The sequence below is a fragment of the Streptomyces sp. NPDC028331 genome (assembly GCF_055565775.1).
This window is the reverse complement of record NZ_JBVHTR010000036.1, coordinates 15,896-39,726: the sequence shown is the minus strand read 5'-3', so window position 1 is coordinate 39,726 and position 23,831 is coordinate 15,896. Positions and strand designations below refer to the sequence as shown.

Here is a 23,831-nt window from a genome sequence, read left to right as displayed (position 1 = left end):
GTGTGCCGGGCGGTCGGTCAGCCCTTCCAGGCCCGTTTGACCCTGCCGCCCTCGACCTCGAAGTTGATCCGTCCGAAGAGGTACTCCATGGTGATGATCGAGCCCGGCGGCAACGAGCGGACCGTGCGCCAGCCGTGCTCGCGGGCGAGCCGTTCGGCCTGCCCGGCCTCCAGGCCGACGTAACGCTCCGGGGAGTCTTCGGGATCGGCGTCAGATGTGGGTTGGGGTGCCATGCCGCCACCGTAGGCCGCGGGCTCCCGGGGCGGAAGCCCGGAACGCCACAGGAGGCTCCTGATACCCCTCCGGTCACACTTCTGTCACAGGATCACGACACCCGTTTCCTCCGAACAACGTCACACGTACGGGCGGTTCCGTTCGCGCCGCACACGCCTTCGAGCCCAATTCGGGACCGGCGTGACCACCTTCGGACGGGGATCGGAATAACCCCGCGGAATGCCGGGCGAGCAGTTCGCCGTGGCTCTTTCCATTCCGATTCCGGGATATGCCGCGCCACCTGACTCCGCATAAGAAACCCACGGCTTCGGCACAGAATCCCCGTATGTCTGCGGTCGGAGCCTCAGGCCGCGTGCATCAGGCCGTGAGCCCGCCGGAGTGCCGGACTCCGGCGCCCGGCCCGCACCGTCCCGGTACGCCGGTCACACTCCTTCAGCCCGGGCCAGGGCGGCATCGAGCCGGTCACGAGCGCTCCTGACCGCCTCGGTGAGCCCGGCGGGCCCCAGTACCTCGAACGCGAAGCCGGTCATGACCAGATGAACCACCAGCGCCTCGAGGCTCGGTGCCCCGGTACGCAGCAGACAGCTTCCGTCGCTCTCCGCCTCCAGCACTCCCGCCGAGGGGGAGACGCGCTCGGCCGCCTCGTGCAGCGGCACCAGCAGCCGCACGACGGCCTGAGCGACGTACGCGCGCGTGGAGACGCCCCGCGAGACGTACGCGGCCAGGTCGTCGGCCGGTGGTGTGCGCGGGGCGAAACGGGGGCCGTGCGGTGGTCTGGGAGTGATGCGGTCGACGCGGAACGTGCGCCAGTCGTCGCGGTCGAGGTCCCAGGCGACCAGGTACCAGCGGCGCTCGGTGCACACCAGGCGGTGCGGCTCGACCGTACGGCGGGTGGGGGCGCCGTCGTGGTCGCGGTACTCGAAGCGCAGCCGCTCGGCGTCCCGGCACAGGTGGGCCAGTTCCGTGAGGACACCCGGGTCCACGGGGGACGGCACGGGCCCGCGCAGCATCGGCACGGTGAAGGCGTTGAGGGCGCTCACGCGGCGGCGCAGCCGGGCGGGCAGCACCTGCTCCAGCTTGGCGAGGGCGCGCACCGAGGTCTCACCGATGCCCTCGATGCCCTGCCCGGCGGCCGTGCGCAGCCCCACGGCCACGGCGACCGCCTCGTCGTCGTCCAGGAGCAGCGGCGGCAGCTCGGCTCCCGCGCCGAGCTGGTAGCCGCCTCCGGCTCCGGGGCTGGCGTTGACCGGGTAGCCGAGGTCGCGCAGCCGCTCGATGTCGCGGCGGACGGTGCGGGGGCTGACGTGGAGACGCTCAGCGAGGTCGGGTCCGGACCATTCGCGGTGGGCCTGGAGCAGGGACAGCAGGCGCAGCAGTCGTGCCGAGGTCTCCAGCATGGGCCCCAGTCTGCCAGCCTTGCGGACACCTTCTGTCCGCGAACGAGGGCCGGTTCACGGCGCCGTCCCGCCGGCGGCGGCCCTGGGCGCGGGGAAGACCGTGGCGGGCCGCTCCGCCCGTGGCACTCCCGCGGGCGGCGGCAGCTCCGTGGGCCTGCGCGAAAGGCTTCGGGCCCTGACGCCCCCTGGTGACGTCAGGGCCCGAAGGGCGGGCACGGTCAGAGTTCGAGCCGCTGCCCGGGGACGATCAGGTCGGGGTCGCCGCCGATGACCGCCTTGTTGCGCTCGTACAGTCGCTGCCAGGTGGTGCCGTGCCGCTCCGCGATGCGGCTGAGCGTGTCGCCGCTGCGCACCGTGTAGTCGCCGCGGGACGCGCTGCGGTTGGTGTGGCCCGTCGAGTGCTGCGGTGCCTTCCAGGTCTTCTCGGCCGGGGCGGACTCGGTGGTGGCCGCAGCCGAGGAGGAACGGGTGCTCACCGCGCCGCCCGACGCGGCGGGGGCGCTGCCGTAGGCTCCGGCGCGCTGCGAGCAGACCGGCCAGGCGCCCCAGCCCTGGGCCTGCTGGACCTTGCCGGCGACGGCGATCTGCGCCTCACGGGAGGCCTGGTCGGCGGTCGGGGCGTAGGCGGTGCCGCCGTACGCACGCCAGGTGCCGGCGGAGAACTGCAGTCCTCCGTAGTAGCCGTTGCCTGTGTTGATGTGCCAGTTCCCGCCGCTTTCGCACTGGGCGATGCGGTCCCACACTCCACCGTCGGCCGCGGCGGCGTTGCCGGTGGCGGCGAGCAGTCCGAGCGGGGCGAGCAGAGCCGCGCCGGCGAGGACCGCCGAGTTACGGGTCGTACGGGTCTTACGGGCGTTATCGGCACATTCGGACATGTAATTCCCTCTCCACGGACCCGGGATCCCCCCAGGCGGGGCACGTCGTCCCGCGCATGGAACGCGGTCGTCGCACTCCGCCCCGTCCACCGGAGGTGGTGCTGCGCGCCGGCTGTGCGGCGCGCCCGGTGGACGTTCCCAGGCGGTGCTCGTTGCACACGGCGGAGGAATGTAGGGAGATCGACAGCCCGGAATCAACCAACTCGCTGTCATTCCAGGCCAGTTGGCTGTTACCGCAGGTATCGGCGATTTTCGGCCACCCACTTCATTCCCTGATTTCCGGATTTGTCGACCAGCCGACGCGGCGATCTGTGAGTCAGTTCACGGAGCCAACTTGCGCGCCGGTCACCGAAGTTGACATGGAGTAATCGATTCCGCTGTGAGCCTCACCCTGCGCGCTGGTTGGTTCGATTCCGTTCGCCTCCGGGCGTGACTCCGGCCACAGATCACCCGTTGTCTTCTTCATGAGCCGGGGACCCCCGGGCTCATGGGCCGGGAGCCACCCGGCACCGTCACGCACCGCATCCCGAGGGAGCCACCCGTGCCGCGCATGCTCGACGTCAGCGACGCCGTACGCGCCGAGATCGGCGACGAAGAAGCCGACCGGCTGCTCGCCGGAGACAACGCCCCGGGCAGTTACGACTGCACCTCCTGCCGCACCCCGGGCGACTCCGCACAGGAGCGCACCAGCACCGTCCTGTTCGTCGGCGAGGAGACGGCCGTCCTCGCCTTCGCCCACGCCACCTGCCTGCCCTCCCAGGTCGTCCAGGTCACCGAGGAGCAGTTGCAGGGCGCCGTCCGCTCCATCACCGCCGACCAGGGGCCCGGTACGGCCGTCCCCGAGCAGGCGGTGCTCGGGGTCACCAGCGGACTCGTCCTGATCGCCGGGGAGCTGCACCCGGCGCTCGTCGTGGAGCCGACCGCGCCGATCGCACGCCCGGGCACCACCGGGGTCGGCGACGACTTCCTCCCCCTGCTCATCGAGCAGGGCTTCATGCCGCTGACCGCGATCGAGTCGGTGCCGCCGGTCCTGCACGGCTGGTCGGTGCTGCTCGCGGTGGGCCAGCTCCACGCGGTGCTGCAGCCCGGGGCGAACGGCGGACAGCCGGTGGCGTGGTGGCAGGCCCACCAGCCGCTGCAGGTGACGGACGGCTGGCGGGCGGCCGCCAACAAGCACCAGCAGGTGCTGATGTTCGCGGCACCGGTGGGGTCGATCGGGCGTCAGCCGCGCGAGGACCTGCTGCGGGAGGCGCTGGACAGGGCGGCGGCGAACGGCAAGCTCGTCGCCGCGGCGCTGCCGCTGGCAGGCATCTGAGACCCGGGCTCGATGCTGCGCGCCCCCGGCGACGAAGCGGACTAATGGTGCGCATCCCTTGGGCGGCGGGGTCGTTGGCACCTACGTGCACGCATACGACGTCCCCCGCCGCCAGTCCTATCAGCCGATCCGCTCCGGGGCAGCGGCCCAGGACCCCTCCGCCACGCCGATCTACGACGCGCTCTACGCCGAGTACGTCAGGTCCTTCCGGGCGTGCCCGGGCGACCGCACCGGCGAGGAGGAGCTGGGCTTCACCGCCTTCTCCGCCTCCCCCCAGCACGGGACCGGGCACCTGGCCGCCCAGCACGGCCACACGGCCTCTGCGGCCACGGTCTGGCAGCAGGTGGCGCGGCACGCGCGGGGGATGCACCACGTCCCGGCGCTGCCGCCCGCGCCGCGCCGGGGGCTGTGAGCGGGGCGGCAGAGCACGCGGCACACGGAGAAGGGCCGGCCTCCGTCGGAGGCCGGCCCTCGTGTCACGTCACGTCACTTCTTCTTGGCGCGCTTCTCGCGGACACGCACCGAGATGTGGATCGGCGCTCCCTCGAAGCCGAACTCCTCGCGCAGCCGCCGCTCGATGAAGCGGCGGTAGCCCGCCTCGATGAAGCCGGAGGCGAAGAGCACGAACCGCGGGGGCTTGGTGCCCGCCTGCGTGCCGAAGAGGATGCGCGGCTGCTTGCCGCCGCGGACCGGGTGCGGGTGGGCGGACACCAGCTCACCCAGGAACGCGTTGAGGCGGCCCGTGGGGACGCGCGTCTCCCAGCCCGCCAGCGCGGTCTCGATCGCCGGGACCAGCTTCTCCATGTGGCGGCCGGTGCGCGCCGATACGTTCACGCGCGGCGCCCACGCGACCTGGCCCAGCTCGGTCTCGATCTCCCGCTCCAGGTAGTAGCGGCGCTCCTCGTCGAGGGTGTCCCACTTGTTGAAGGCGAGCACGAGCGCGCGTCCCGCCTCCACCGCCATGGTGACGATGCGCTGGTCCTGCACGGAGATGGACTCGGAGGCGTCGATGAGGACGACCGCGACCTCCGCCTTCTCGACGGCGGCGGCGGTGCGCAGCGAGGCGTAGTAGTCGGCGCCCTGCTGGAGGTGGACCCGCTTGCGGATGCCGGCCGTGTCGACGAACTTCCAGGTCTTTCCGCCGAGTTCGATCAGCTCGTCGACCGGGTCGCGGGTGGTGCCCGCGAGTTCGTTGACGACGACGCGCTCCTCGCCCGCGACCTTGTTCAGCAGTGAGGACTTGCCGACGTTCGGGCGGCCGATCAGGGCGACGCGGCGCGGTCCGCCCACCCCGGCGCCGCCGAAGGTCTGGGCGGGCGCCTCGGGCAGGGCCTCGAGAACGGCGTCCAGCATGTCGCCGGTGCCGCGGCCGTGCAGCGCCGAGACCGGGTGCGGCTCGCCGAGGCCCAGGTTCCACAGGTACGCCGCGTCGGCCTCGCCGCTCGGGCCGTCGACCTTGTTGGCGGCGAGCACCACCGGCTTGCCGGCCTTGCGCAGCAGGCGCACCACCGCCTCGTCGGTGTCGGTGGCGCCGACCTTGGCGTCGACGACGAACACGACCGCGTCGGCGGCCTCGATCGCGTACTCGGCCTGCGCGGCCACGGAGGCGTCGATGCCGAGGACGTCCTGCTCCCAGCCGCCGGTGTCGACGACCTTGAAGCGGCGGCCCGACCACTCCGCCTCGTAGGTGACGCGGTCGCGGGTGACGCCGGGCTTGTCCTCGACGACCGCCTCGCGGCGGCCGATGATCCGGTTCACCAGGGTCGACTTGCCGACATTGGGGCGGCCGACGACGGCGAGCACGGGCAGCGGCCCGTGTCCGGCCTCCTCGATGGCGCCCTCGACGTCCTCGAGGTCGAAGCCCTCTTCCGCGGCGAGCTCCATGAACTCCGCGTACTCGGCGTCGCCGAGCGCCCCGTGCTCGTACTCGTGCTCGGCCGAGCCGTCGGGCTGGATCTGGTCGTTCATGAAGTCCGTACCTCGTTCATCGTGGTGATCGGTGGAACACCGCACCTACGGTGATCCACTACTCAAGTGTCGCCTAGCGCCCGGTCAGGCGCCTGGCGTTTTCCAGGTGCTCGGTGAGCTGCTTCTGGATGCGCACGGTCGCCTCGTCCAGCGCCTTGCGCGTGCGCCGCCCACTCGCGTCGCCCGCCTGGAACGGGTCGCCGAAGACGACGTCGATCCGGCTGCGCAGCGGCGGAAGCCCCTTTATCAACCGTCCCCGCCGCTCGGAACTTCCCAGCACCGCGACCGGAACGATCGGCGCCCCGCTGCGCACGGCGAAGTAGGCGAGCCCGGCGCGCAGCGACGCGAAGTCGCCGCCGCCGCGGGTGCCCTCGGGGAAGATGCCGAGGACTCCCCCGTTCTCGAGGACGCCCAGCGCCCGGGTGACGGCCGTGCGGTCGGTGGCCGTGCGGTCCACCTTGAGCTGGCCGATGCCGGTCAGGAACGGGTCGAGGGGGCCGACGAACGCCTCCTTCTTGATCAGGAAGTGCGTCGGCCGGGGTGCCACGCCCATGACCATGGGCCCGTCGATGTTGTGGGAGTGGTTCACGGCGAGGATCGCCGGGCCGCTCGCGGGCACCCTCCAGGCGCCGAGCACGCGCGGCTTCCACAGCCCGTACATCAGCGGAACACCGATGCGCCGCCCCACCTCGGCGCGGCGTGCCGAAGGAGCCTCGGTCACTTCCCGGCCCGCTTCTCCTCGACGAGGGTGACGACGCACTCGATGACCTGCTGCAGGGTGAGGTCGGTGGTGTCCACCTCGACCGCGTCGTCCGCCTTGGCGAGCGGGGACGTCTTGCGGCTGGAGTCGGCCGCGTCCCGCTTGATCAGCGCCTCTCGGGTGGCGTGCAGGTCCGCGCCCTTCAGTTCGCCGTTGCGGCGGGCGGCGCGCGCCTCCGCGGAGGCGGTCAGGAAGATCTTCAGGTCGGCGTCGGGCAGCACGGTCGTGCCGATGTCGCGGCCCTCGACGACGATGCCGTTCTCGGCGGAGGCGGCGATCGAGCGCTGCAGCTCGGTGATCCGGGCCCGCACCTCCGGGACCGCGCTGACCGCGCTGACCTTGGAGGAGACCTCCTGGGAGCGGATCGGCCCGGAGACGTCCGTGCCGTCGACGGTGATGGCCGGCGCCTTCGGGTCGGTGCCGGAGACGATCTCCGGCTTGCCGGCCACCGCCGCGATCGCGGTGGGGTCCGTTATGTCGATGCCGTTGTTCACCATCCACCAGGTGATCGCCCGGTACTGGGCGCCGGTGTCCAGGTAGCTCAGCCCGAGCTGTGCGGCCACGGCCTTCGAAGTGCTCGACTTGCCCGTGCCGGCGGGGCCGTCGATGGCGACAATCACTGCCGGGGCGGTCCGGGCGGCGCCGTTTTCCACGGTGGGGACACCTTCCTGGTGCGGTGTGGCGGGTGGGTGGGCGGGAGCGCGAAGGCGCCCCGCACAAGGTTACTGGCTCGCCGGGCCCGGTATGCCGGGCCTTCCCCTCACCCGGTGGAGCGGCGCCCGGCGCGGCCCCGTGGACGGCCCTACGCCGGCGCTACTGCCTGATCACCCAGCCCCGCTCCCGCAGCGCGGCGCTCAGCACCGCGGCGGCCGCCTGCTCGACCATGAGCTGCACCAGGCCGGCCTGCTGCCCCGTCGCGTGCTCGATGCGGACGTCCTCGATGTTGACTCCGGCCCTGCCCGCGTCCGCGAAGATACGGGCGAGCTGGCCGGGCTGGTCGTCGATGAGGACGGCGACGGTCTCGTAGGCGCGCGGGGCGCTGCCGTGCTTGCCGGGCACCCGGACCTGCCCGGCGTTGCCGCGGCGCAGCATGCCCTCGATGCCCTCGGTGCCCTCGCGCCGCTTGGCCTCGTCGGAGGACTGCAGGGCCCGCAGCGCCCGGACGGTCTCGTCGAGGTCGGCGGCGACCTCCGAGAGCAGGTCGGCGACCGGGCCGGGGTTCGCGGAGAGGATGTCGATCCACATCCGGGGATCGGAGGCCGCGATCCGGGTCACGTCCCGGATGCCCTGCCCGCACAGCCGTACGGCCGCCTCCTCGGCGTGCTCCAGGCGCGCGGCCACCAAGCTGGAGACCAGGTGCGGCATGTGCGAGACGAGGGCGACGGCACGGTCGTGGGCGTCGGCGTCCATGACGACCGGCACGGCACGGCAGTGGGAGACCAGCTCCAGGGCGAGGTTCAGCACCTCGGTGTCGGTGTCCCGGGTCGGGGTGAGCACCCAGGGCCGGCCCTCGAAGAGGTCGCCGCTGGCCGCCAGCGGACCCGACTTCTCACGGCCCGACATGGGGTGCGTGCCGATGTACGGGGCCAGGTCGAGGCCGAGCGCCTCCAGCTCGCGGCGCGGGCCGCCCTTGACGCTGGCCACGTCGAGGTAACCGCGCCCCAGGCCGCGCCGCATGGCGTCGGCGAGCGCGGCGGAGACGTGGGCGGGCGGGGCGGCGACGATCACCAGGTCGACGGGGCCCTCGGGCGCCTCGTCGGTACCGGCGCCGAGCGCGGCGGCCGTACGGGCCTGCTCGGGGTCGTGGTCGGCGAGGTGCACGGTGACCCCGCGGGCGGCCAGCGCGAGGGCCGCGGACGTGCCGATCAGCCCCGTGCCGATGACGAGTGCGGTCCTCACTGGGCGATGTCCTTGCGCAGGGCGGCGGCGGCACCGAGGTAGACGTGCGCGATCTCCGCACGGGGCTTGTCGGACTCGATGTGGGCGAGGATGCGGACGACCCGGGGCATCGCGCCCTCGATGTCCAGCTCCTGTGCGCAGATCAGCGGTACGTCGACGATGCCGAGCTTGCGGGCGGCGGCCGCCGGGAAGTCGCTGTGCAGGTCGGGCGTGGCCGTGAACCAGATGCTGATCAGGTCGTCGGCGGTCAGCCCGTTGCGCTCCAGGATGGCGGTGAGCAGGGCGCCGACCTGCTCGTCCATGTGCCCGGCCTCGTCCCGCTCGAGCTGAACGGCACCACGGACCGCTCGTACCGCCACGTCTTGCTCCTCGCTGGTCCACGAAACGTCTGCCCACCAGCGTAGGGCAACCCGCGCCCCGTCAGGGGCGCGGGACTGCGCCGATGTGCGGCTCGGCCGCGTGGGCGCGACCGGCCACGACGACTCCGCACTCGCCGTCCGGCACCGGACCCCGCGCTCTCAGGCGCCCTGGGCCCTGCACCCTGCGGAGCACGTCGTGTTACAGGTCGACTTCCTTCATCAGCATGCCGACCTCCGTGTTGGACAACCGCCGCAGCCACCCCGACTTCTGGTCCCCCAGCGTGATCGGGCCGAAGGCCGTCCGCACCAGCTTGTCCACGGGGAATCCGGCCTCGGCGAGCATGCGCCGCACGATGTGCTTGCGCCCCTCGTGCAGGGTCACCTCCACGAGGTAGTTCTTGCCGGTCTGCTCCACCACGCGGAAGTGGTCCGCGCGCGCGTACCCGTCCTCCAGCCGGACGCCGTCCTTCAGGCGCTTGCCCAGGTCGCGCGGGATCGGGCCCACGATGTGCGCGAGGTAGGTCTTCTTCACGCCGTACTTGGGGTGGGTGAGGCGGTGGGCCAGCTCACCGTGGTTGGTGAGCAGGATGACGCCCTCGGTCTCGGTGTCGAGCCGGCCGACGTGGAACAGCCGGGTCTCGCGGTTGGTGACGTAGTCGCCGAGGCACTGACGCCCCTCCGGGTCCTCCATGGTGGAGACGACACCGGCCGGCTTGTTGAGCGAGAAGAACTGGTACGACTGCGTGGCCACGGTCAGCCCGTCGACCTTGATCTCGTCCCTCTCGGGGTCGACCCGCAGGCCCTGCTCGATGACGATCTCGCCGTTGACCTCGACCCTGGCCTGCTCGATCAGCTCCTCGCAGGCACGCCGGGAGCCGTATCCGGCCCGGGCGAGCACCTTCTGCAGCCGCTCGCCCTCCTGCTCGGCGCCCGGGAAGGTCTTGGGCAGCTTGATGTCCTTCTTGCCCGCGTACCGCGCCCGGTTGCGCTCCTCGATCTGCGCCTCGTACTCGCGCGGACGCGCCGGTGCCGTACGGCCGCGCCCGGCGTCGCGCTGCTGGGGCTGCCTGGGGCCGCCCTTGGCGCCGCCGCGGGCCGCACCACCGCGCCCGGACTTGGGTCCGTCCTGGGAGGCGCCCGGGCCGACGTCGTAGCGGCGCTCCTCGGGGCGGGGCTTGCGGGGGCGGCCCTGCCCCTGCTTCTGGTCCCTGTTGTTGCCGGCACCGCGGTAGTTACCGCGCCCGCCGCTCTTTCCGCTGCCGCTGCTTCGCATCAAAGTTCCGTCGTCGTCTTCGTCGTGTGATCGTCGTCTGCGTCCGGAGCATCGGGAGCGTCCGGGTCGAACGACGGTACGCCCTCCTGGGTCTCGGCCTCGATCGCCTCCGCCTCCGGGAGGAAGGGCGCGAGCTCCGGAAGTTCGTCCAGGCCGCGCAGGCCCATCCGCTCCAGGAAGTAGTTCGTCGTCCTGTACAGGATCGCACCTGTTTCGGGTTCCGTGCCCGCCTCCTCGACGAGACCGCGCTGGAGGAGGGTGCGCATGACACCGTCGCAGTTCACCCCGCGCACCGCCGAGACGCGGCTTCGGCTGACCGGCTGGCGGTAGGCGACGACGGCGAGGGTCTCCAGCGCGGCCTGGGTGAGGCGGGCCTGCTGCCCGTCGAGAACGAAGCGCTCCACGGCCGGGGCGTACTCGGCCCTGGTGTAGAAGCGCCAGCCGCCCGCGACGAACCGCAGCTCGAAGCCGCGGCGCTGCACGGTGTACTCGTCCGCCAGCTCCCGCAGCGCGTCCGCGATCTGCCGCTGAGGCCGCTCGAGGATCTTCGCCAGGTGCTCCTCGGTCGCGGGCTCGTCCACGACCATGAGGACGGCCTCGAGGGCGGGCTTGAGGTCGAGCTCGGCGACGGGGTTCAGCCCCGCCGGTACGTCGATGGTGTCCTCGCTCACGCCTTCTCCTCCTCCTTGGCCGGCTCGGGCTGCTCGGGCGGCCGGTCGAACTCGTCCGTGACCATGACGCCGGCGTCCGCGTCCCCGCCGGTCCAGCGCACCAGCAGCTCGCCGAGGGCGGTCTCCTGCTCCAGCGCCACCGCCTTCTCGCGGTACAGCTCCAGCAGCGCGAGGAAGCGGGCGACGACCGTGAGGGTGTCGTCGGTGTCGTCCACCAGCGCCCGGAAGCTGGCCTCCCCGAGCTCTCTCAGCCGGGCCACGACGATCCCGGCCTGCTCCTGCACGCTGACGAGCGGGGCGTGGATGTGGTCGACATAGACCTGGGGCTTGGGCTTGGGCTGCATCGCCTTCACGGCGAGCCTGGCGAACCCCTCGGGTCCGATGCTGATGACGACCTCGGGCAGCAGCTCGGCGTGGTGGGGCTCGAGGCCGACGGTACGGGGATACCGCCGGGCCTCCTCCTCGGTGCGCCGGTTGAAGATGTCGGCGATCTGTTTGTACGCGCGGTACTGCAGCAGCCGCGCGAACAGCAGGTCACGGGCTTCGAGCAGCGCGAGGTCGGCCTCGTCCTCGATCTCGGCGGCGGGCAGCAGCCGCGCGGCCTTGAGGTCGAGCAGCGTGGCGGCGACGACGAGGAACTCGGTCGTCTGGTCCAGGTCCCAGTCCGGTCCCATGGCCCGGATGTGCGCCATGAACTCGTCGGTCACCTTGGAGAGGGCGACCTCGGTGACGTCGAGCTTGTGCTTGGCGATCAGCTGGAGGAGCAGATCGAAGGGCCCCTCGAAGTTGTCGAGCCGAACCTTGAAGACCCCGTCACCGGGTTCTGCCGAGGACTCGACGGCCCGCGGCTCCTCGGAGGCGGGTTCCGCCGGGGACTCGACGGCCCGTGGCTCCTCGGGCGCGGGTTCCGGCGAAGGTTCGACAGCCCGGGACTCCCCGGACGCGGGTTCCGGCGAAGGTTCGACAGCCCGGGACTCCCCGGACGCGGGTTCCGGCGAGGGCTCGTCGGGCGCGGGTTCCGCTTTCGGCTGGGGCACCTGCTGAGCCACCGGCAAGGCCGCCGAGGGCGAAGGGGCGGCCCCGGGCCCACGCCCCAGCGCACGGCGACGGCCGCCGAAGCCGGAAGAACCGTTGGCGGGGGCGGAGCCGTCGTTCGAGGTCATAGCCGTCGCAGGCTACCTCTTACCGCCCCCGGAGCCGGCGTACGAGAATGCTCGCGTCCCCACGGGACTCCAGATCCGCCAGCACCACGGCGACGGCCTCCCGCACGATGCGCCCGCGGTCGACCGCGAGCCCGTGCTCTCCCCGGAGCACCAGCCGCGCGTGCTCGAGGTCCATCAGCTCCTCCGCGGACACGTACACGGTGATCTTCTCGTCGTGCCGCTCGCGCCCGCTGGGCCGCCGCCCGGCCGCACGCCCCCGCTTGCGCGGCTGGGCCGCCGAGGCACCGGCAGAACCTTCCTGCGCCGCCGCAGCGCCGCGCCGCGCGGTCCGCTCCGCGGCCGCGGACCGTGCACGGGACTCCCCGGACTCCGTCTCCGCGACGTCCGCCGCGACGTGCTCGTCGCCCTCGCCGTCGCCGCCCTGCACGGGCACCGACGGCGGTGCGTCCTCCGCCACGGCCGCCGGGTCGCTCTCGCCCGCGGGAGCCGGCACCCGGGCCTCGCCGTTGGCCTGGCGCCTGGGAGTGGACGCCTGGAGCGCCATTCCCCCGGTGGTACGGAACAGTTCGTCGGCCCCCGGCAGACTCACTCGGCGTGACACCGGGCGAGCACCTCCCTGGCGAGCTGGCGGTAGGCGGCGGCACCGACGGAGTTGGAGGCGTACGTGGTGATCGGCTCGCCGGCGACCGTGGTCTCCGGGAAGCGAACGGTCCGGCCGATCACCGTGTGGTAGACGTGGTCGTCGAACGCCTCGACGACCCGCGCGAGGACCTCACGGCTGTGCACGGTCCGGGAGTCGTACATCGTGGCGAGGATGCCGTCGAGCTCCAGCTCGGGGTTGAGCCGCTCCTGGACCTTCTCGATGGTCTCGGTGAGCAGCGCCACACCGCGCAGCGCGAAGAACTCGCACTCCAGCGGCACGATCACCTTGTGCGCCGCGGTGAGGGCGTTCACGGTGAGCAGGCCGAGCGAGGGCTGACAGTCGATCACGATGTAGTCGTAGTCCGGCAGCAGCGGCTTGAGGGCCCGCTGGAGCGTGGACTCGCGCGCGACCTCCGACACCAGCTGGACCTCGGCGGCCGAGAGGTCGATGTTGCTCGGCAGCAGGTCCATGTTGGGGACCGCGGTCTTCAGCAGGACCTCGTCCGCCGACATGCCCCGCTCCATGAGCAGGTTGTAGACGGTGAGGTCCAGCTCCATGGGGTTCACGCCGAGGCCCACGGACAGCGCGCCCTGCGGGTCGAAGTCGACGAGCAGGACCCGGCGCCCGTACTCCGCGAGCGCGGCACCCAGGTTGATGGTCGACGTGGTCTTGCCGACGCCGCCCTTCTGGTTGCACATCGCGATGATCGTCGCCGGGCCGTGGTCGGTCAGCGGTCCGGGGATGGGGAAGTACGGCAGCGGGCGGCCGGTGGGGCCGATGCGCTCACGGCGCTGCCGGGCCGCGTCGGGCGCGAGCGTGGCCGCGTACTCGGGATCGGGCTCGTATTCGGCGTCGGGGTCGTAGAAGTGCCCCTCGGGCAGCTCTTCGTAGTCGGCGAAGTGGCTGTGGACCCCGCCACTTCCGTCGCCGGCCATGGCGTTCACGTGTTGGCCATCCATGCTCTGGTGTGCTGTCTGAGCCATGTGGGGGCTCTGGCTCTGGTGGGCTGCGAAGGTACGGACAGCGACGGAGCCGACAGCCTCGAGCCCCGTGGGGCCCGTGCCCCGCGCAGGCATTCCTGGTTGACCACCCCCGGGAGTAAATGTCGACTCATTCACAAGTCGTCTTACCTCCTTGGTGACCAGGAAACTTCTAGATAGGTCAGCGTGGCACCATGCCGACGGTTGGCGACTCTATGGCGTGTCGGCGGTCCGCAGCAACACAATCCGCCGGACCCGGATCGATGTGTCGGCAATGAAACATCCCGCTGTCAAGGGCGTACGGGTGTCGTTCGCCCGGTTTCGCCGGTGTGCGAAACGGTGGAAGGGTTGCGTTCGAGGCGACTTGAACGAGTGCCGCAAAGTGACCATACACACACCCGGCCGGACCTTGTCGGGCAAGGTCCGGCCGGATGAGCGCTGTTGACGAGGCGTGTTGACCTATCGCCTTGTGGGCACGGGAAATCGAACCCGGGCCGGTGGCCGGGCTAGCCGAGCAGCGACTCCAGCTCCACGTGCTCCAGGCCGTGTGCCTCGGCGACCTCCTTGTAAACCACCTTGCCGTCATGGGTGTTGAGGCCCCTGGCCAGCGCCGCGTCGCGGCGCAGCGCCTCGACCCAGCCGCGGTCGGCGAGTTCCACGATGTAGGGCAGCGTGGCGTTGGTGAGCGCGTAGGTGGAGGTGTTGGGGACGGCGCCGGGCATGTTGGCGACGCAGTAGAAGACCGACTCGTGGACCCGGAAGGCCGGCTCGGCGTGCGTGGTCGGGCGGGAGTCCTCGAAGCAGCCGCCCTGGTCGATCGCGATGTCGACAAGGACACTTCCGGGCTTCATCCGGGAGACCAGCTCGTTGGTGACCAGCTTCGGGGCCTTGGCGCCCGGGATGAGGACGGCGCCGATGACGAGGTCGGCGTCCAGGCAGGCCTTCTCCAGCTCGAAGGCGTTGGAGACGACGGTCTGGATCTTCGTGCCGAAGATCTTGTCGGCTTCCTTGAGCTTGTTGATGTCCTTGTCGAGCAGGGTGACGTGGAAGCCCATGCCGATGGCGATCTGCGCGGCGTTCCAGCCCGACACGCCGCCGCCGATGACGACGGCCTTGGCGGCCTGCACGCCCGGGACGCCGCCGGGCAGCACACCGCGGCCGCCGTTGGCGGCCATGAGGTGGTAGGCGCCGACCTGCGGGGCGAGGCGGCCCGCGACCTCGGACATGGGGGCGAGCAGCGGGAGCGCGCGGTTCGACAGCTCGACCGTCTCGTACGCGATCGCCGTGGTGCCGGACTCCAGCAGCGCGTCCGTGCACTCCCGGGAGGCGGCCAGGTGCAGGTAGGTGAAGAGCGTCTGGTCCTTGCGGAGGCGGTGGTACTCCTCGGCGATGGGCTCCTTGACCTTGAGCAGCAGGTCGGCGGTGGCCCACACCTCGTCGGCGGTGTCCAGGATCTGTGCGCCTGCGGCGGTGTACTCCTCGTCCGGGATCGAGGAGCCGACACCGGCGTTCCGCTCGACGACGACCTGGTGGCCGTGGCGCACCAGCTCGTGCACGCCGGCGGGGGTGATGGCCACCCGGAACTCGTTGTTCTTGACCTCGCGGGGGATGCCGACCTTCACGTCGATCACGGTCCTTGGCTCAGGGAATGTGGGGGCAATGCTGGATATACCCGGACGTGCACGGGCACACCGGGAGACACCGCTAGAGAACGTGCGGCAGAGCCAGTTTAATGAAGGTGTTCCCGCTGTCTAGCCTTTCATTGCATCAATCTTCAGCGGGTGTACTACGGATTTCGCAGGCGTTAGGGGTGTGTTCCGAGGTCGGCGTCCCCTCCCGCGGCCCGTCTCCCAGCATGCGCTCGGCCGCCGACCGGTGCAGGGCGGCGGCGGCCGGGTCGCCCAGACGTTCCAGGGTGTCGGCCAGCCGGAGCCGGAGCGCCGCCTGCAGCCGCGTGTCGTCGGCCTGCCGCGCCCACTCGACGGCCTCCTCGCAGGTGCGCAGCGACTCCTCCGGACGGCCGGCGTACTCCTGGACGCGGCCCAGCTCGCTCAACGCCCGGGCATGCGCGGCCACATCGCCGCTCCTGCGGTGCAGGGCGATCGCCGCCCGCCAGTTGCGCTGCGCCTCGCCGTAGCGGCCCCGGTAGGTGTGGACGGTGGCGAGGCGGCCGTACAGGCGGGCGGCCTCCACGCGCTCGTCCCGGGCGAGGCGATGGGCCAGGGCACGGCCGTACCAGTCGGCTGCCCGGTCGAAGTCCCCCAGCTCCTGGTGGGCGCCGCCTACGGATTCCATCGCGCGGCCCGTCGCATACGGGTCCTCGCCGGCCCGCCCGGCGTCCAGCGCGGCCCGGTAGCGGGCCAGTGCCTCCCTCGTACGGCCGGTCTGCGCATCCACGTCCGCGAGGTTCAGCAGGGCCGCGGCCTTCTCCCGGTGCAGACCACGGCGCTCGGCGACATCGAGGACCAGCCGGTGGATGCCGTACAGCTCGGGCGCGGCGGCCCGGGTGCCGAAGTGGGCCACCAGGGCCCGTACGAGCGCGGCCATCAGGCGCCGGGCGAGGGTGTCCAACTCGCCGTCGGCGACCGCGAGCCGCGCCGACGCCAGCAGCGCGGGCTGCCGCAGGCGCAGCCAGTCCTCGGCCGCGCGGGGGCTGGGGAAGCGCAGGTCGCGGGGCAGTTTGGCGAGCTTCTCGCGGGCCTGGGGGCTGTCGGTCTCGGTGACCGCCCGGCAGGACTGCAGCAGCCGCACCGTCCGCTCCAGCATCCGGGCGCGGGCGAGCTGCAGCTCGGCGGGCCGGTCGTGGCGCTCGGCGAACGCGCGCAACTGGGGCAGCAGACAGCCCGGGACCTCGTACTGCGGCAGGGACGAGTCGAGGCGTCGCAGGAAGCCGCGGTCCGTGAAGTCCTCGAGGGCGGTGCGGGCGGTGTCCACCGGGCAGCCGGCCAGCGCCGAGGCGGTGTGCGGGTCCGGCAGGCCGGCGGGGGCCAGGCTGAGCAGCCGCAGCATCCGCTGGGCGGGTCCCGGCAGCGCCTCGTAGGAGAGCCGGAGGGTGCGGGCCAGGGGCGAGCCGCCCTCGGCACCGGTGCGCAGGTGCCGGGCGAGGTCGGCGACGGCGGCCTTGGGGTGGGCGGCGAGCCAGCCCCCGGCGAGGACGAGCGCGGCGGGCTGGCCCGCGCACTCCTCGACGAGCCCCTCGGCGGCGCGCGGGTCGACGGTGACCCGGACGGAGCCGGCGTACCGGGTGAGCAGTTCCAGGGCGGCCTTGGTGTCCAGGCCGCCCAGCGTGCAGGGGCGCACGTCCGCGATGCCGGTCAGCGGCCCGGCGGAGACGGCGACGACGAGACAGTCGGGGCTGTCCGGCAGCACCGCGTCGACCTGCTCGGCGCTCACCGCGTCGTCGAGCAGGAGCAGGGCACGGCGCTCCGCGAGGGCCGCGCGCACCGCCTGGCTCAGCTCGTCCTCGTCGGCGCCGGGCGGGGTGGGCAGGCCGAGGGCGGTGAGCAGCTCACGGGCGGTGCGCTCGGTGGGGACGGGGGTGCCGTCGGGCTCGCTGAGGCGGACGCGCAGTGCGCCGCCCTCGTAGCCGTCCGCGACCTGGCGCACCAGTTCCTCGGCGAGGGCGGTGCGGCCGTAACCGGGGCGGCCGGCGACGAGCAGTACGCGGGCGCGGGGCGCCTTGCGTCCGGCGAGGGTGTCCAGGCCCGCGCGGTCGATGTCGGCGCGGAGCTCCTTCAGCTCCCGGGTGCGGCCGAGGAACGGACCGTGGCCGGCGGTGGGACGCGGGCCGCTGTCCGACCGCACGCTTCCGTCTGTGTCCACCGCCTGATCCGTCACGGGCCACACTCCCGTCCCACTGCGCGCACGGGCCCGCCGAGGTCTCGGGCGGGTCGCTGTCAGAGCCTAGTTGACGCTCTGCGACGATCCCGGCGGAGCACGGCGGGCACGTCCCCCGATCGGATCAGGCGATCGTACGACCGACGGTGTGTTCCGGCCGGTCCGGAGATCCCACGGCCGGCGCCCCCTCGGCACCCCGTCCGGGCGTGAGGGGTGCGCAGCTCCTGAGGACGGTGTGCCGGGCCGGAGGCGTCACGCCTCGAACGGGCGGGCCGGCCACGGGGCCTCGGCGGGGCGCAGGGCGTCCAGGCCGTCGCCGGTCCGCGCGGCGACGAGCGACAGGACGCCGACGACGAGGCAGTTGTTGTGCAGGTCGCCCGCCAGAACGCCCCGCACGAGGTCCGCCACCGGCACCCGGGCCAGCTCCATGTCGGCCTCCTCGTCCTCCACCTGGAAGCGCTGCCCGTCGGCCTCGGACAGGTCGCGGGCGAGGAAGATGCGCACGGCCTCGTCGCAGCCGCCCGGCGTGGTGTAGACGTCGGTCAGCACGCGCCAGTCCTCGGCCTTGAGGTGCGCCTCCTCGTACAGTTCGCGCTGGGCGGCGTGCAGCGGGTTCTCGCCGGGGACATCGAGCAGACCGGCCGGAATCTCCCACAGCTTCTGGCGCACCGGGTGGCGGTACTGCCGGATGACCAGCACCCGGTCCTGGTCGTCGAGGGCGAGGACGGCCACCGAGCCGGGGTGGACCTGGTAGTCGCGGCGCGCCACCGAGCCGTCCGGCATGACCACGTCGTCGGCGCGGACGGAGGTCTTCTTGCCGACGAACGGGGTCTCGCTCGCCCGGATCTCCCACTCCTCGGCGGTGTCCTTGATCGTCGTCATGTCGCCCTGTTCCTCCCACGCCTTGCACGAAACCGGGGTACGCCCCCAAGGAGGCGTACCCCGGCCACCGTACAGGCCCCGTTCTACTTGCCGTTCTTCCCGTTCTTGCGGGCCACGGCCGCCCTGACCAGGCCCGCGAACAGCGGGTGCGGGCGGGTCGGGCGGGACCGCAGCTCGGGGTGCGCCTGCGTGGCCACCAGGTAAGGGTGCACGTCGCGCGGGTACTCCACGTACTCCACCAGCTTGCCGTCGGGCGACGTCCCGGAGAACACGATGCCCGCCTTCTTCTCCAGCTCGGCGCGGTAGGCGTTGTTCACCTCGTAGCGGTGGCGGTGGCGTTCCTCGACGTACTCCTTGCCGTCGTACACCTCGCGCACGATCGAGCCCTCCGCGAGCTTCGCCGGGTACATGCCCAGCCGCATCGTGCCGCCCATGTCGCCCTCGCCCGCGACGATGTCGAGCTGCTCGGCCATGGTGGAGATGACCGGGTGGGCGGTCGCCGCGTCGAACTCGGTGGAGTTGGCGTCGGGGATGCCCGCCAGGTTGCGCGCCGCCTCGATCACGATGCACTGCAGGCCGAGGCACAGCCCCAGCAACGGGATCCTGTTCTCACGGGCGTACTGGATCGCGCCGACCTTGCCGGACACGCCCCGGTCGCCGAAACCGCCGGGGATGCAGATCGCGTCCACGTCCGAGAGCTGCTTCTCGGCACCTGCCGGGGTCTTGCAGTCGTCGGACGTGACCCACTTGATCTTCACCCGGGCCTTGTTGGCGAAGCCGCCCGCGCGCAGCGCCTCGGTCACCGACAGGTAGGCGTCGGGCAGGTCGATGTACTTGCCGACCAGGGCGAGGGTGACCTCGTGCTCCGGGTTGTGGACGCGGTCGAGCAGGTCGTCCCAGGTCGTCCAGTCCACGTCGCGGAACGGCAGGTCGAGCTTGCGGACGACGTAGGCGTCCAGGCCCTCGGAGTGCACGACCTTCGGGATGTCGTAGATCGAGCGGGCGTCCGGGCAGGCGACGACGGCGGCCTCGTCGACGTCGCACATCAGGGAGATCTTGCGCTTGATAGCGGTGGGGACCTCGCGGTCGCAGCGCAGCACGATCGCGTCCGGCTGGATACCGATGTTGCGCAGGGCGGCGACCGAGTGCTGGGTCGGCTTGGTCTTCAGCTCGCCGGAGGGGCCGATGTAGGGCAGCAGCGAGATGTGCACCACGAAGACGTTGTCGCGGCCGACCTCGTGGCGGACCTGGCGGACGGTCTCCAGGAACGGAAGCGACTCGATGTCGCCGACCGTGCCGCCCACCTCGGTGATGACGACGTCCACCTCGTCGGTGGCCATGCGCCGGATGCGGTGCTTGATCTCGTTGGTGATGTGCGGGATGACCTGCACGGTGTCGCCCAGATACTCGCCGCGCCGTTCCTTGGCGATCACCGTCGAGTAGACCTGCCCGGTGGTGACGTTCGCCGAGCCGTCGAGGTCCCGGTCGAGGAAGCGCTCGTAGTGACCGATGTCCAGGTCGGTCTCGGCGCCGTCGTTGGTGACGAACACCTCACCGTGCTGGAAGGGGTTCATCGTGCCCGGGTCGACGTTCAGGTACGGGTCGAGCTTCTGCATCACGACGCGCAGGCCCCGCGCCTTGAGCAGCATGCCGAGGCTGGAGGCCGTCAGGCCCTTGCCGAGCGAGGAGGCGACACCCCCGGTGACGAAGATGTGCTTGGTCGTCGTGGCTGTGCTGTTGCGGTAAGCAGCGGGCGGCATGGCCAAGAGGGGGCTCCCGTGGTCGCGGTATGGGGTGCGGTACGGCCCGTCCTCGAAGTATTTTTTTCGAGGGTGCCGTCGCTGCGGTTCGGGGGTTTCGAGCCCACCGGTCCACGGGCTACCAGCGTATCAGCGCCGCGAGGGGACTGCTTCCGGCCACGCTCCGCACACGTGTCACCACGGACGCGCGAACCTTAGGCGCTTTTCACCTGGGTTTCACCCGAGGCTCACTCGTTCGGGGCAGCGCGGTTGCCCGGCGGGGCACGCGGATCATGCACCTGCGTCGTATCCTGCTCGGACACTCTCGCTGCCGAGCGTTTCCGGAATACGGCACCACCCCCGCCCGTCACCGGAACAACAAGAGCTCGTCAGTTCGTTGAACATCGACTGCATCATTTTCGAATGGGTCGGTGAACAACGACTTTCTCACCGACCCCCATGACCGCACAGAGCGACCGCCCCTCGGGGCGACGTGGCCGTTCGACTGGAGTTGCATTGGCCGGGCGCATCGAAGACTACGCACTCATCGGAGACATGCAGACCGCGACGCTGGTCTGCCGGGACGGCACGGTGGACTGGCTGTGCCTGCCCCGCTTCGACTCCCATGCCGTCTTCGCGGGGCTGCTCGGCACGGAGGAACACGGCTTCTGGCGGCTGGGCCCGGCCCACGCGTCGGACGCCGAGCCGCCGAGGGCGACCCGGCGCACGTACCGCGGCGAGTCGCTGATCCTGGAGTCCGAGTGGGACACCCCGCGCGGCACGGTCCGGGTCGTCGACTTCATGCCGCCGCGTGACGGCGCCCCCCAGCTCATCCGGATCGTGGAGGGCGTCACGGGCCGCGTGCCGATGCGGTCGGCGCTGCGGATGCGGTTCTCCTACGGGCGCATCGTGCCCTGGGTGCACAAGCACGAGGGGCGCACGGTGGCCGTCGCCGGACCGGACTCCGTGTGGTTCGACACCGAGGCCGAGACGTACGGCAAGGGGCTGACCACGTACGCGGACTTCACCGTCGCACCCGGTGACCGGATCGCGTTCACGATCTCCTGGCAGCCCTCGCACAAGGAGCCGCCGCCCCTGCCGGAGCCCGAGCAGTCGCTCGAGGCGACCGTGGACTTCTGGCGCGAGTGGGTGGAGCATTGTACGTACCACGGCCCCTACCGCGAGGCCGTCATCCGCTCGCTGATCACCCTCAAGGCCCTGACGTACGCGCCGACGGGCGGCATCGTGGCCGCGCCCACGACCTCGCTGCCGGAGGAGATCGGCGGCGTACGCAACTGGGACTACCGCTACACCTGGCTGCGGGACGCGGCGATCACCCTGTCGTCGCTGCTGCGCACCGGCTACCGCGAGGAGGCCCGCGCCTGGCGCGAGTGGCTGCTGCGGGCCGTCGCCGGCGACCCCGAGAACCTGCAGATCATGTACGGCATCGCGGGCGAGCGGGAGCTCGGCGAGGCGGAGCTGGACTGGCTCCCCGGCTACGAGAACTCGGCGCCGGTGCGCGTCGGCAACGGCGCCGCGCACCAGCTCCAGCTCGACGTGTACGGCGAGGTCACCGAGGCGCTGCACCTGGCCCACATGACCGGCCTGGCCCGCAACGACTACGCCTCCCTTCTGCAGCTCAAGCTGATCCGCTACCTGGAGCAGCACTGGGACGAACCGGACGAGGGCATCTGGGAGGTGCGGGGCCCGCGCCGGCACTTCGTGCACTCCAAGGTGATGGCGTGGGTGGCGGTGGACCGCACGATCAAGCTGCTCGAGTCCGGGGAGGCGGACGGACCGCTGGAGAAGTGGCGCGAGCTGCGCGACGACATCCACCGGGACGTGTGCGAGAAGGGCTACGACAAGGAGCGCAACACCTTCACGCAGTCCTACGGCTCCAAGGAGCTGGACGCCTCGCTGCTGCTGATCCCGCAGATGGGCTTCCTGCCGCCGGACGACAAGCGGGTGATCGGCACGATCGAGGCGATCCAGCGCGAGCTGTCCACGCCGGACGGCTTCATCATGCGCTACCCCACGTCGGGCGACGAGGAGGGCGTGGACGGCCTGCCGGGCGACGAGGGCGCGTTCCTCGCCTGCTCGTTCTGGATGGCCGACGACCTGGCGATGATCGGCCGCGTGGACGAGGCCCGCAGGCTGTTCGAGAAGCTGCTCGCACTGCGCAACGACGTGGGGCTGCTCGCGGAGGAGTGGGACCCGCGCCTGAAGCGCCAGGTGGGGAACTTCCCGCAGGCGTTCAGCCACGTGCCGCTGATCGACACCGCGCTGCGGCTGACGGCGTCCGGGGCGTACGGGGGCTGAGGGGGCGCATTCGCCTCCGAACAGGACCGGTGCGCGGTGCCTGCCTAGGCTGAAGGCAGGCCCTGTCCCCTGCTGTGCTGGAAGGGGGCGGCTGCCATGGCCCCCTTCACCAAGGCGCGCACCGCGCTCGCCGCGCTCCGCGCCGACCTGGCCGGTGAGGTCCTCGCTCCCGGCGATCCGGGGTACGACCCGGCCCGGGCCGTGTTCAACGCGCGGATCGACCGTCGGCCGGCCGTGATCGCGCGGTGTGCCGGGCCGGCCGATGTCGTCCGGGCGGTGCGGTTCGCCCGGGAGCTGGATCTGAAGATCGCGGTGCGGGGCGGCGGCCACAGCGTCGCCGGTATGGCGGTCAACGACAACGGGGTGGTCGTGGACCTGCGCCGGATGCGCGGGGCCACGGTCCACCCCGGGGCCGCCGCGGTACGCGTCGAGGGGGGCGCCCTGATGCGCGACCTGGATCGCGCGACGCAGCCGTACGCCCTCGCGACCACCGGCGGCCGGGTCTCCACCATCGGTGTGGGCGGTTTCGTGCTCGGCGGGGGCAGCGGCTGGCTGGAGCGGGCCTTCGGGCTCGCCGTGGACAACCTGCTCGGCGTCGAGCTGGTGACCGCGGACGGCGCCGTGGTCCGGGCGAGCGCCGGGGAGAACCCCGAGCTGTTCCGGGCGCTGCACGGCGGCGGGGGGAACTTCGGCGTCGCCACCGCGCTCACGCTCCGGCTGCACGAGCTGCCCCACTTCTCGGTCGCCCTGCTCGTGTTCCGGCCGGAGAGCGGCCCGGACGTCGTCCGCTGCTACCGGGACCTCCTCGCGGGCGCGCCGCCGCGGGTGGGCGGCACCGTGCTGTACCGGACCGGGACGCCCGCGCCGTACGTCCCCGCGCACCTGACGGGCAGGCTGCTGTGCGCCGCGCTGCTCACCCACGCCGGCCCCGTGGACGACCTGCGCGAGTTCGCCCGGCCGCTGCTGGCGCTGCCGCACGAGTCCGAGGTCGTCACCTCGCTGCCGTACGCCGACGCGCAGCGCATGTCCGACGTGCCGCCCGGGCTGCGGCACCACTGGTCGGCGGAGCACCTGACCGCTCTGCCCGACGAGCTGATCGACCGGTTCTGCGCCCGGGCCCGCGCGATGCCCGTCCCGACGGCCTGCCGGCACATGCTGGTTCCGCTGGGCGGCGGGGTCGCCTCCGGGCCCGCCGACTTCCCCGTGCCCGGCCGGGACGCGCCCTGGGCGCAGCACGCGTTCGGCATCTGGGAGGACCCGGCGGACGACGAGCGGGTCTGCCGGTGGGTCGGGGGCGCGGGCGACGACGTCCGGCCCTGGCGCACCGGGGCGGTCTGTCTGCCGCTCGCCGGGGACGAGGGCCGGGACCGGCTGGTGGCCGGGGTCGGCACCGACAGCCTCAACCGGATGGCCCGGGTGAAGCGGCGCTACGACCCGGACAACGTGTTCCGCTACAACCACAACGTGCTGCCCGCCTGACCGGGGCCCGGCGCTGTGCCCAGGACGTCGGCGCAGGT

The 23,831-nt window shown here is 72.1% G+C and carries 21 protein-coding genes; 4 read left to right on the top strand and 17 right to left on the bottom strand.

Annotation, left to right across the window (positions count from 1 at the left end):
• Window positions 1-17 precede the first annotated feature (17 nt).
• The 3 genes from ACZ4SW_RS34895 to ACZ4SW_RS34885 all read right to left on the bottom strand — a co-directional run bounded on the left by ACZ4SW_RS34895 (window position 18) and on the right by ACZ4SW_RS34885 (window position 2,506).
• Window positions 18-233: an I78 family peptidase inhibitor gene (locus tag ACZ4SW_RS34895; protein ID WP_468253095.1), complete on the bottom strand. Its 216-nt coding sequence runs from the start codon at window positions 231-233 to the stop codon at window positions 18-20.
• 423 nt (window positions 234-656) lie between these two features.
• Window positions 657-1,631 carry a helix-turn-helix transcriptional regulator gene (locus ACZ4SW_RS34890; RefSeq protein WP_468253094.1) on the bottom strand — a complete coding sequence of 325 codons (975 nt, stop codon included), beginning with the start codon at window positions 1,629-1,631 and terminating at the stop codon, window positions 657-659.
• 218 nt (window positions 1,632-1,849) lie between these two features.
• A complete protein-coding gene (locus tag ACZ4SW_RS34885; protein ID WP_468253093.1) occupies window positions 1,850-2,506 on the bottom strand; it encodes a transglycosylase family protein in 657 nt (218 codons plus the stop codon).
• Window positions 2,507-3,047: 541 nt separating this feature from the next.
• Here ACZ4SW_RS34885 and ACZ4SW_RS34880 point away from each other — a divergent pair.
• Window positions 3,048-3,821 carry a hypothetical protein gene (locus tag ACZ4SW_RS34880; RefSeq protein ID WP_468253092.1) on the top strand — a complete coding sequence of 258 codons (774 nt, stop codon included), beginning with the start codon at window positions 3,048-3,050 and terminating at the stop codon, window positions 3,819-3,821.
• An 85-nt stretch (window positions 3,822-3,906) separates the two neighbouring features.
• A complete protein-coding gene (locus tag ACZ4SW_RS34875; protein ID WP_468253110.1) occupies window positions 3,907-4,233 on the top strand; it encodes a hypothetical protein in 327 nt (108 codons plus the stop codon).
• 74 nt (window positions 4,234-4,307) lie between these two features.
• Here ACZ4SW_RS34875 and der read toward each other — a convergent pair whose 3' ends face one another.
• From der to ACZ4SW_RS34805, 14 genes are all read right to left on the bottom strand, one after another.
• Window positions 4,308-5,789, bottom strand: a complete 1,482-nt coding sequence (der, locus tag ACZ4SW_RS34870) for a ribosome biogenesis GTPase Der (protein ID WP_468253091.1) — start codon at window positions 5,787-5,789, stop codon at window positions 4,308-4,310.
• A gap of 73 nt (window positions 5,790-5,862) precedes the next feature.
• Window positions 5,863-6,510 carry a lysophospholipid acyltransferase family protein gene (locus ACZ4SW_RS34865; protein WP_468253090.1) on the bottom strand — a complete coding sequence of 216 codons (648 nt, stop codon included), beginning with the start codon at window positions 6,508-6,510 and terminating at the stop codon, window positions 5,863-5,865.
• Entirely contained in the window at window positions 6,507-7,202 is a 696-nt protein-coding gene (gene cmk, locus ACZ4SW_RS34860; RefSeq protein WP_468253089.1) for a (d)CMP kinase, read from the bottom strand. Before cmk ends, ACZ4SW_RS34865 begins: the two co-directional genes overlap by 4 nt.
• A 160-nt stretch (window positions 7,203-7,362) precedes the next feature.
• A complete protein-coding gene (locus ACZ4SW_RS34855; RefSeq protein WP_468253088.1) occupies window positions 7,363-8,448 on the bottom strand; it encodes a prephenate dehydrogenase in 1,086 nt (361 codons plus the stop codon).
• Window positions 8,445-8,807: a chorismate mutase gene (gene aroH / locus ACZ4SW_RS34850; RefSeq protein WP_468253087.1), complete on the bottom strand. Its 363-nt coding sequence runs from the start codon at window positions 8,805-8,807 to the stop codon at window positions 8,445-8,447. Before aroH ends, ACZ4SW_RS34855 begins: the two co-directional genes overlap by 4 nt.
• A gap of 199 nt (window positions 8,808-9,006) precedes the next feature.
• The gene (locus ACZ4SW_RS34845; RefSeq protein ID WP_468253086.1) at window positions 9,007-10,080 is read right to left on the bottom strand and encodes a pseudouridine synthase; all 1,074 of its coding nucleotides are present in this window, start codon (window positions 10,078-10,080) and stop codon (window positions 9,007-9,009) included.
• Window positions 10,080-10,751, bottom strand: a complete 672-nt coding sequence (gene scpB, locus ACZ4SW_RS34840) for an SMC-Scp complex subunit ScpB (RefSeq protein WP_468253085.1) — start codon at window positions 10,749-10,751, stop codon at window positions 10,080-10,082. Before scpB ends, ACZ4SW_RS34845 begins: the two co-directional genes overlap by 1 nt.
• On the bottom strand, window positions 10,748-11,914 hold the full coding sequence (locus ACZ4SW_RS34835; protein ID WP_468253084.1) for a segregation and condensation protein A: 1,167 nt from the start codon (window positions 11,912-11,914) through the stop codon (window positions 10,748-10,750). Before ACZ4SW_RS34835 ends, scpB begins: the two co-directional genes overlap by 4 nt.
• A 19-nt stretch (window positions 11,915-11,933) precedes the next feature.
• The gene (locus ACZ4SW_RS34830; protein WP_468253083.1) at window positions 11,934-12,515 is read right to left on the bottom strand and encodes a hypothetical protein; all 582 of its coding nucleotides are present in this window, start codon (window positions 12,513-12,515) and stop codon (window positions 11,934-11,936) included.
• Window positions 12,500-13,633, bottom strand: coding sequence for a ParA family protein (locus tag ACZ4SW_RS34825; RefSeq protein WP_468253082.1), 1,134 nt, complete (start codon window positions 13,631-13,633; stop codon window positions 12,500-12,502). The genes ACZ4SW_RS34830 and ACZ4SW_RS34825 overlap by 16 nt, the downstream gene beginning before the upstream one ends.
• 410 nt (window positions 13,634-14,043) lie before the next feature.
• Window positions 14,044-15,168: an alanine dehydrogenase gene (gene ald, locus ACZ4SW_RS34820; RefSeq protein WP_468253081.1), complete on the bottom strand. Its 1,125-nt coding sequence runs from the start codon at window positions 15,166-15,168 to the stop codon at window positions 14,044-14,046.
• Between the two features lie 136 nt (window positions 15,169-15,304).
• Window positions 15,305-17,374, bottom strand: a complete 2,070-nt coding sequence (locus tag ACZ4SW_RS34815; protein WP_468253080.1) for a tetratricopeptide repeat protein — start codon at window positions 17,372-17,374, stop codon at window positions 15,305-15,307.
• A gap of 252 nt (window positions 17,375-17,626) precedes the next feature.
• Entirely contained in the window at window positions 17,627-18,256 is a 630-nt protein-coding gene (locus ACZ4SW_RS34810) for an NUDIX domain-containing protein (protein WP_468253079.1), read from the bottom strand.
• A gap of 83 nt (window positions 18,257-18,339) precedes the next feature.
• Entirely contained in the window at window positions 18,340-20,016 is a 1,677-nt protein-coding gene (locus ACZ4SW_RS34805) for a CTP synthase (protein ID WP_468253078.1), read from the bottom strand.
• A gap of 495 nt (window positions 20,017-20,511) precedes the next feature.
• Here ACZ4SW_RS34805 and ACZ4SW_RS34800 point away from each other — a divergent pair, with 495 nt between their 5' ends.
• Both ACZ4SW_RS34800 and ACZ4SW_RS34795 read left to right on the top strand, forming a co-directional pair.
• Window positions 20,512-22,314 carry a glycoside hydrolase family 15 protein gene (locus tag ACZ4SW_RS34800; RefSeq protein WP_468253077.1) on the top strand — a complete coding sequence of 601 codons (1,803 nt, stop codon included), beginning with the start codon at window positions 20,512-20,514 and terminating at the stop codon, window positions 22,312-22,314.
• 96 nt (window positions 22,315-22,410) lie between these two features.
• Complete coding sequence (locus tag ACZ4SW_RS34795; protein WP_468253076.1) at window positions 22,411-23,793, top strand: FAD-binding oxidoreductase; 1,383 nt, start codon at window positions 22,411-22,413, stop codon at window positions 23,791-23,793.
• The last annotated feature ends 38 nt before the right edge of the window (window positions 23,794-23,831 follow it).

Excerpts from the sequence above, each read along its gene's own strand:
- ACZ4SW_RS34810 (WP_468253079.1), bottom strand. The coding sequence starts at position 18,256 with ATGACGACGATCAAGGACACCGCCGAGGAGTGGGAGATCCGGGCGAGC.
- ACZ4SW_RS34805 (WP_468253078.1), bottom strand. The coding sequence starts at position 20,016 with ATGCCGCCCGCTGCTTACCGCAACAGCACAGCCACGACGACCAAGCAC.
- ACZ4SW_RS34835 (WP_468253084.1), bottom strand. The coding sequence starts at position 11,914 with ATGACCTCGAACGACGGCTCCGCCCCCGCCAACGGTTCTTCCGGCTTC.
- ACZ4SW_RS34795 (WP_468253076.1), top strand. The coding sequence starts at position 22,411 with ATGGCCCCCTTCACCAAGGCGCGCACCGCGCTCGCCGCGCTCCGCGCC.
- der (WP_468253091.1), bottom strand. The coding sequence starts at position 5,789 with ATGAACGACCAGATCCAGCCCGACGGCTCGGCCGAGCACGAGTACGAG.
- ACZ4SW_RS34890 (WP_468253094.1), bottom strand. The coding sequence starts at position 1,631 with ATGCTGGAGACCTCGGCACGACTGCTGCGCCTGCTGTCCCTGCTCCAG.
- ACZ4SW_RS34895 (WP_468253095.1), bottom strand. The coding sequence starts at position 233 with ATGGCACCCCAACCCACATCTGACGCCGATCCCGAAGACTCCCCGGAG.
- ACZ4SW_RS34845 (WP_468253086.1), bottom strand. The coding sequence starts at position 10,080 with ATGCGAAGCAGCGGCAGCGGAAAGAGCGGCGGGCGCGGTAACTACCGC.
- ACZ4SW_RS34825 (WP_468253082.1), bottom strand. The coding sequence starts at position 13,633 with ATGCCTGCGCGGGGCACGGGCCCCACGGGGCTCGAGGCTGTCGGCTCC.
- ACZ4SW_RS34885 (WP_468253093.1), bottom strand. The coding sequence starts at position 2,506 with ATGTCCGAATGTGCCGATAACGCCCGTAAGACCCGTACGACCCGTAAC.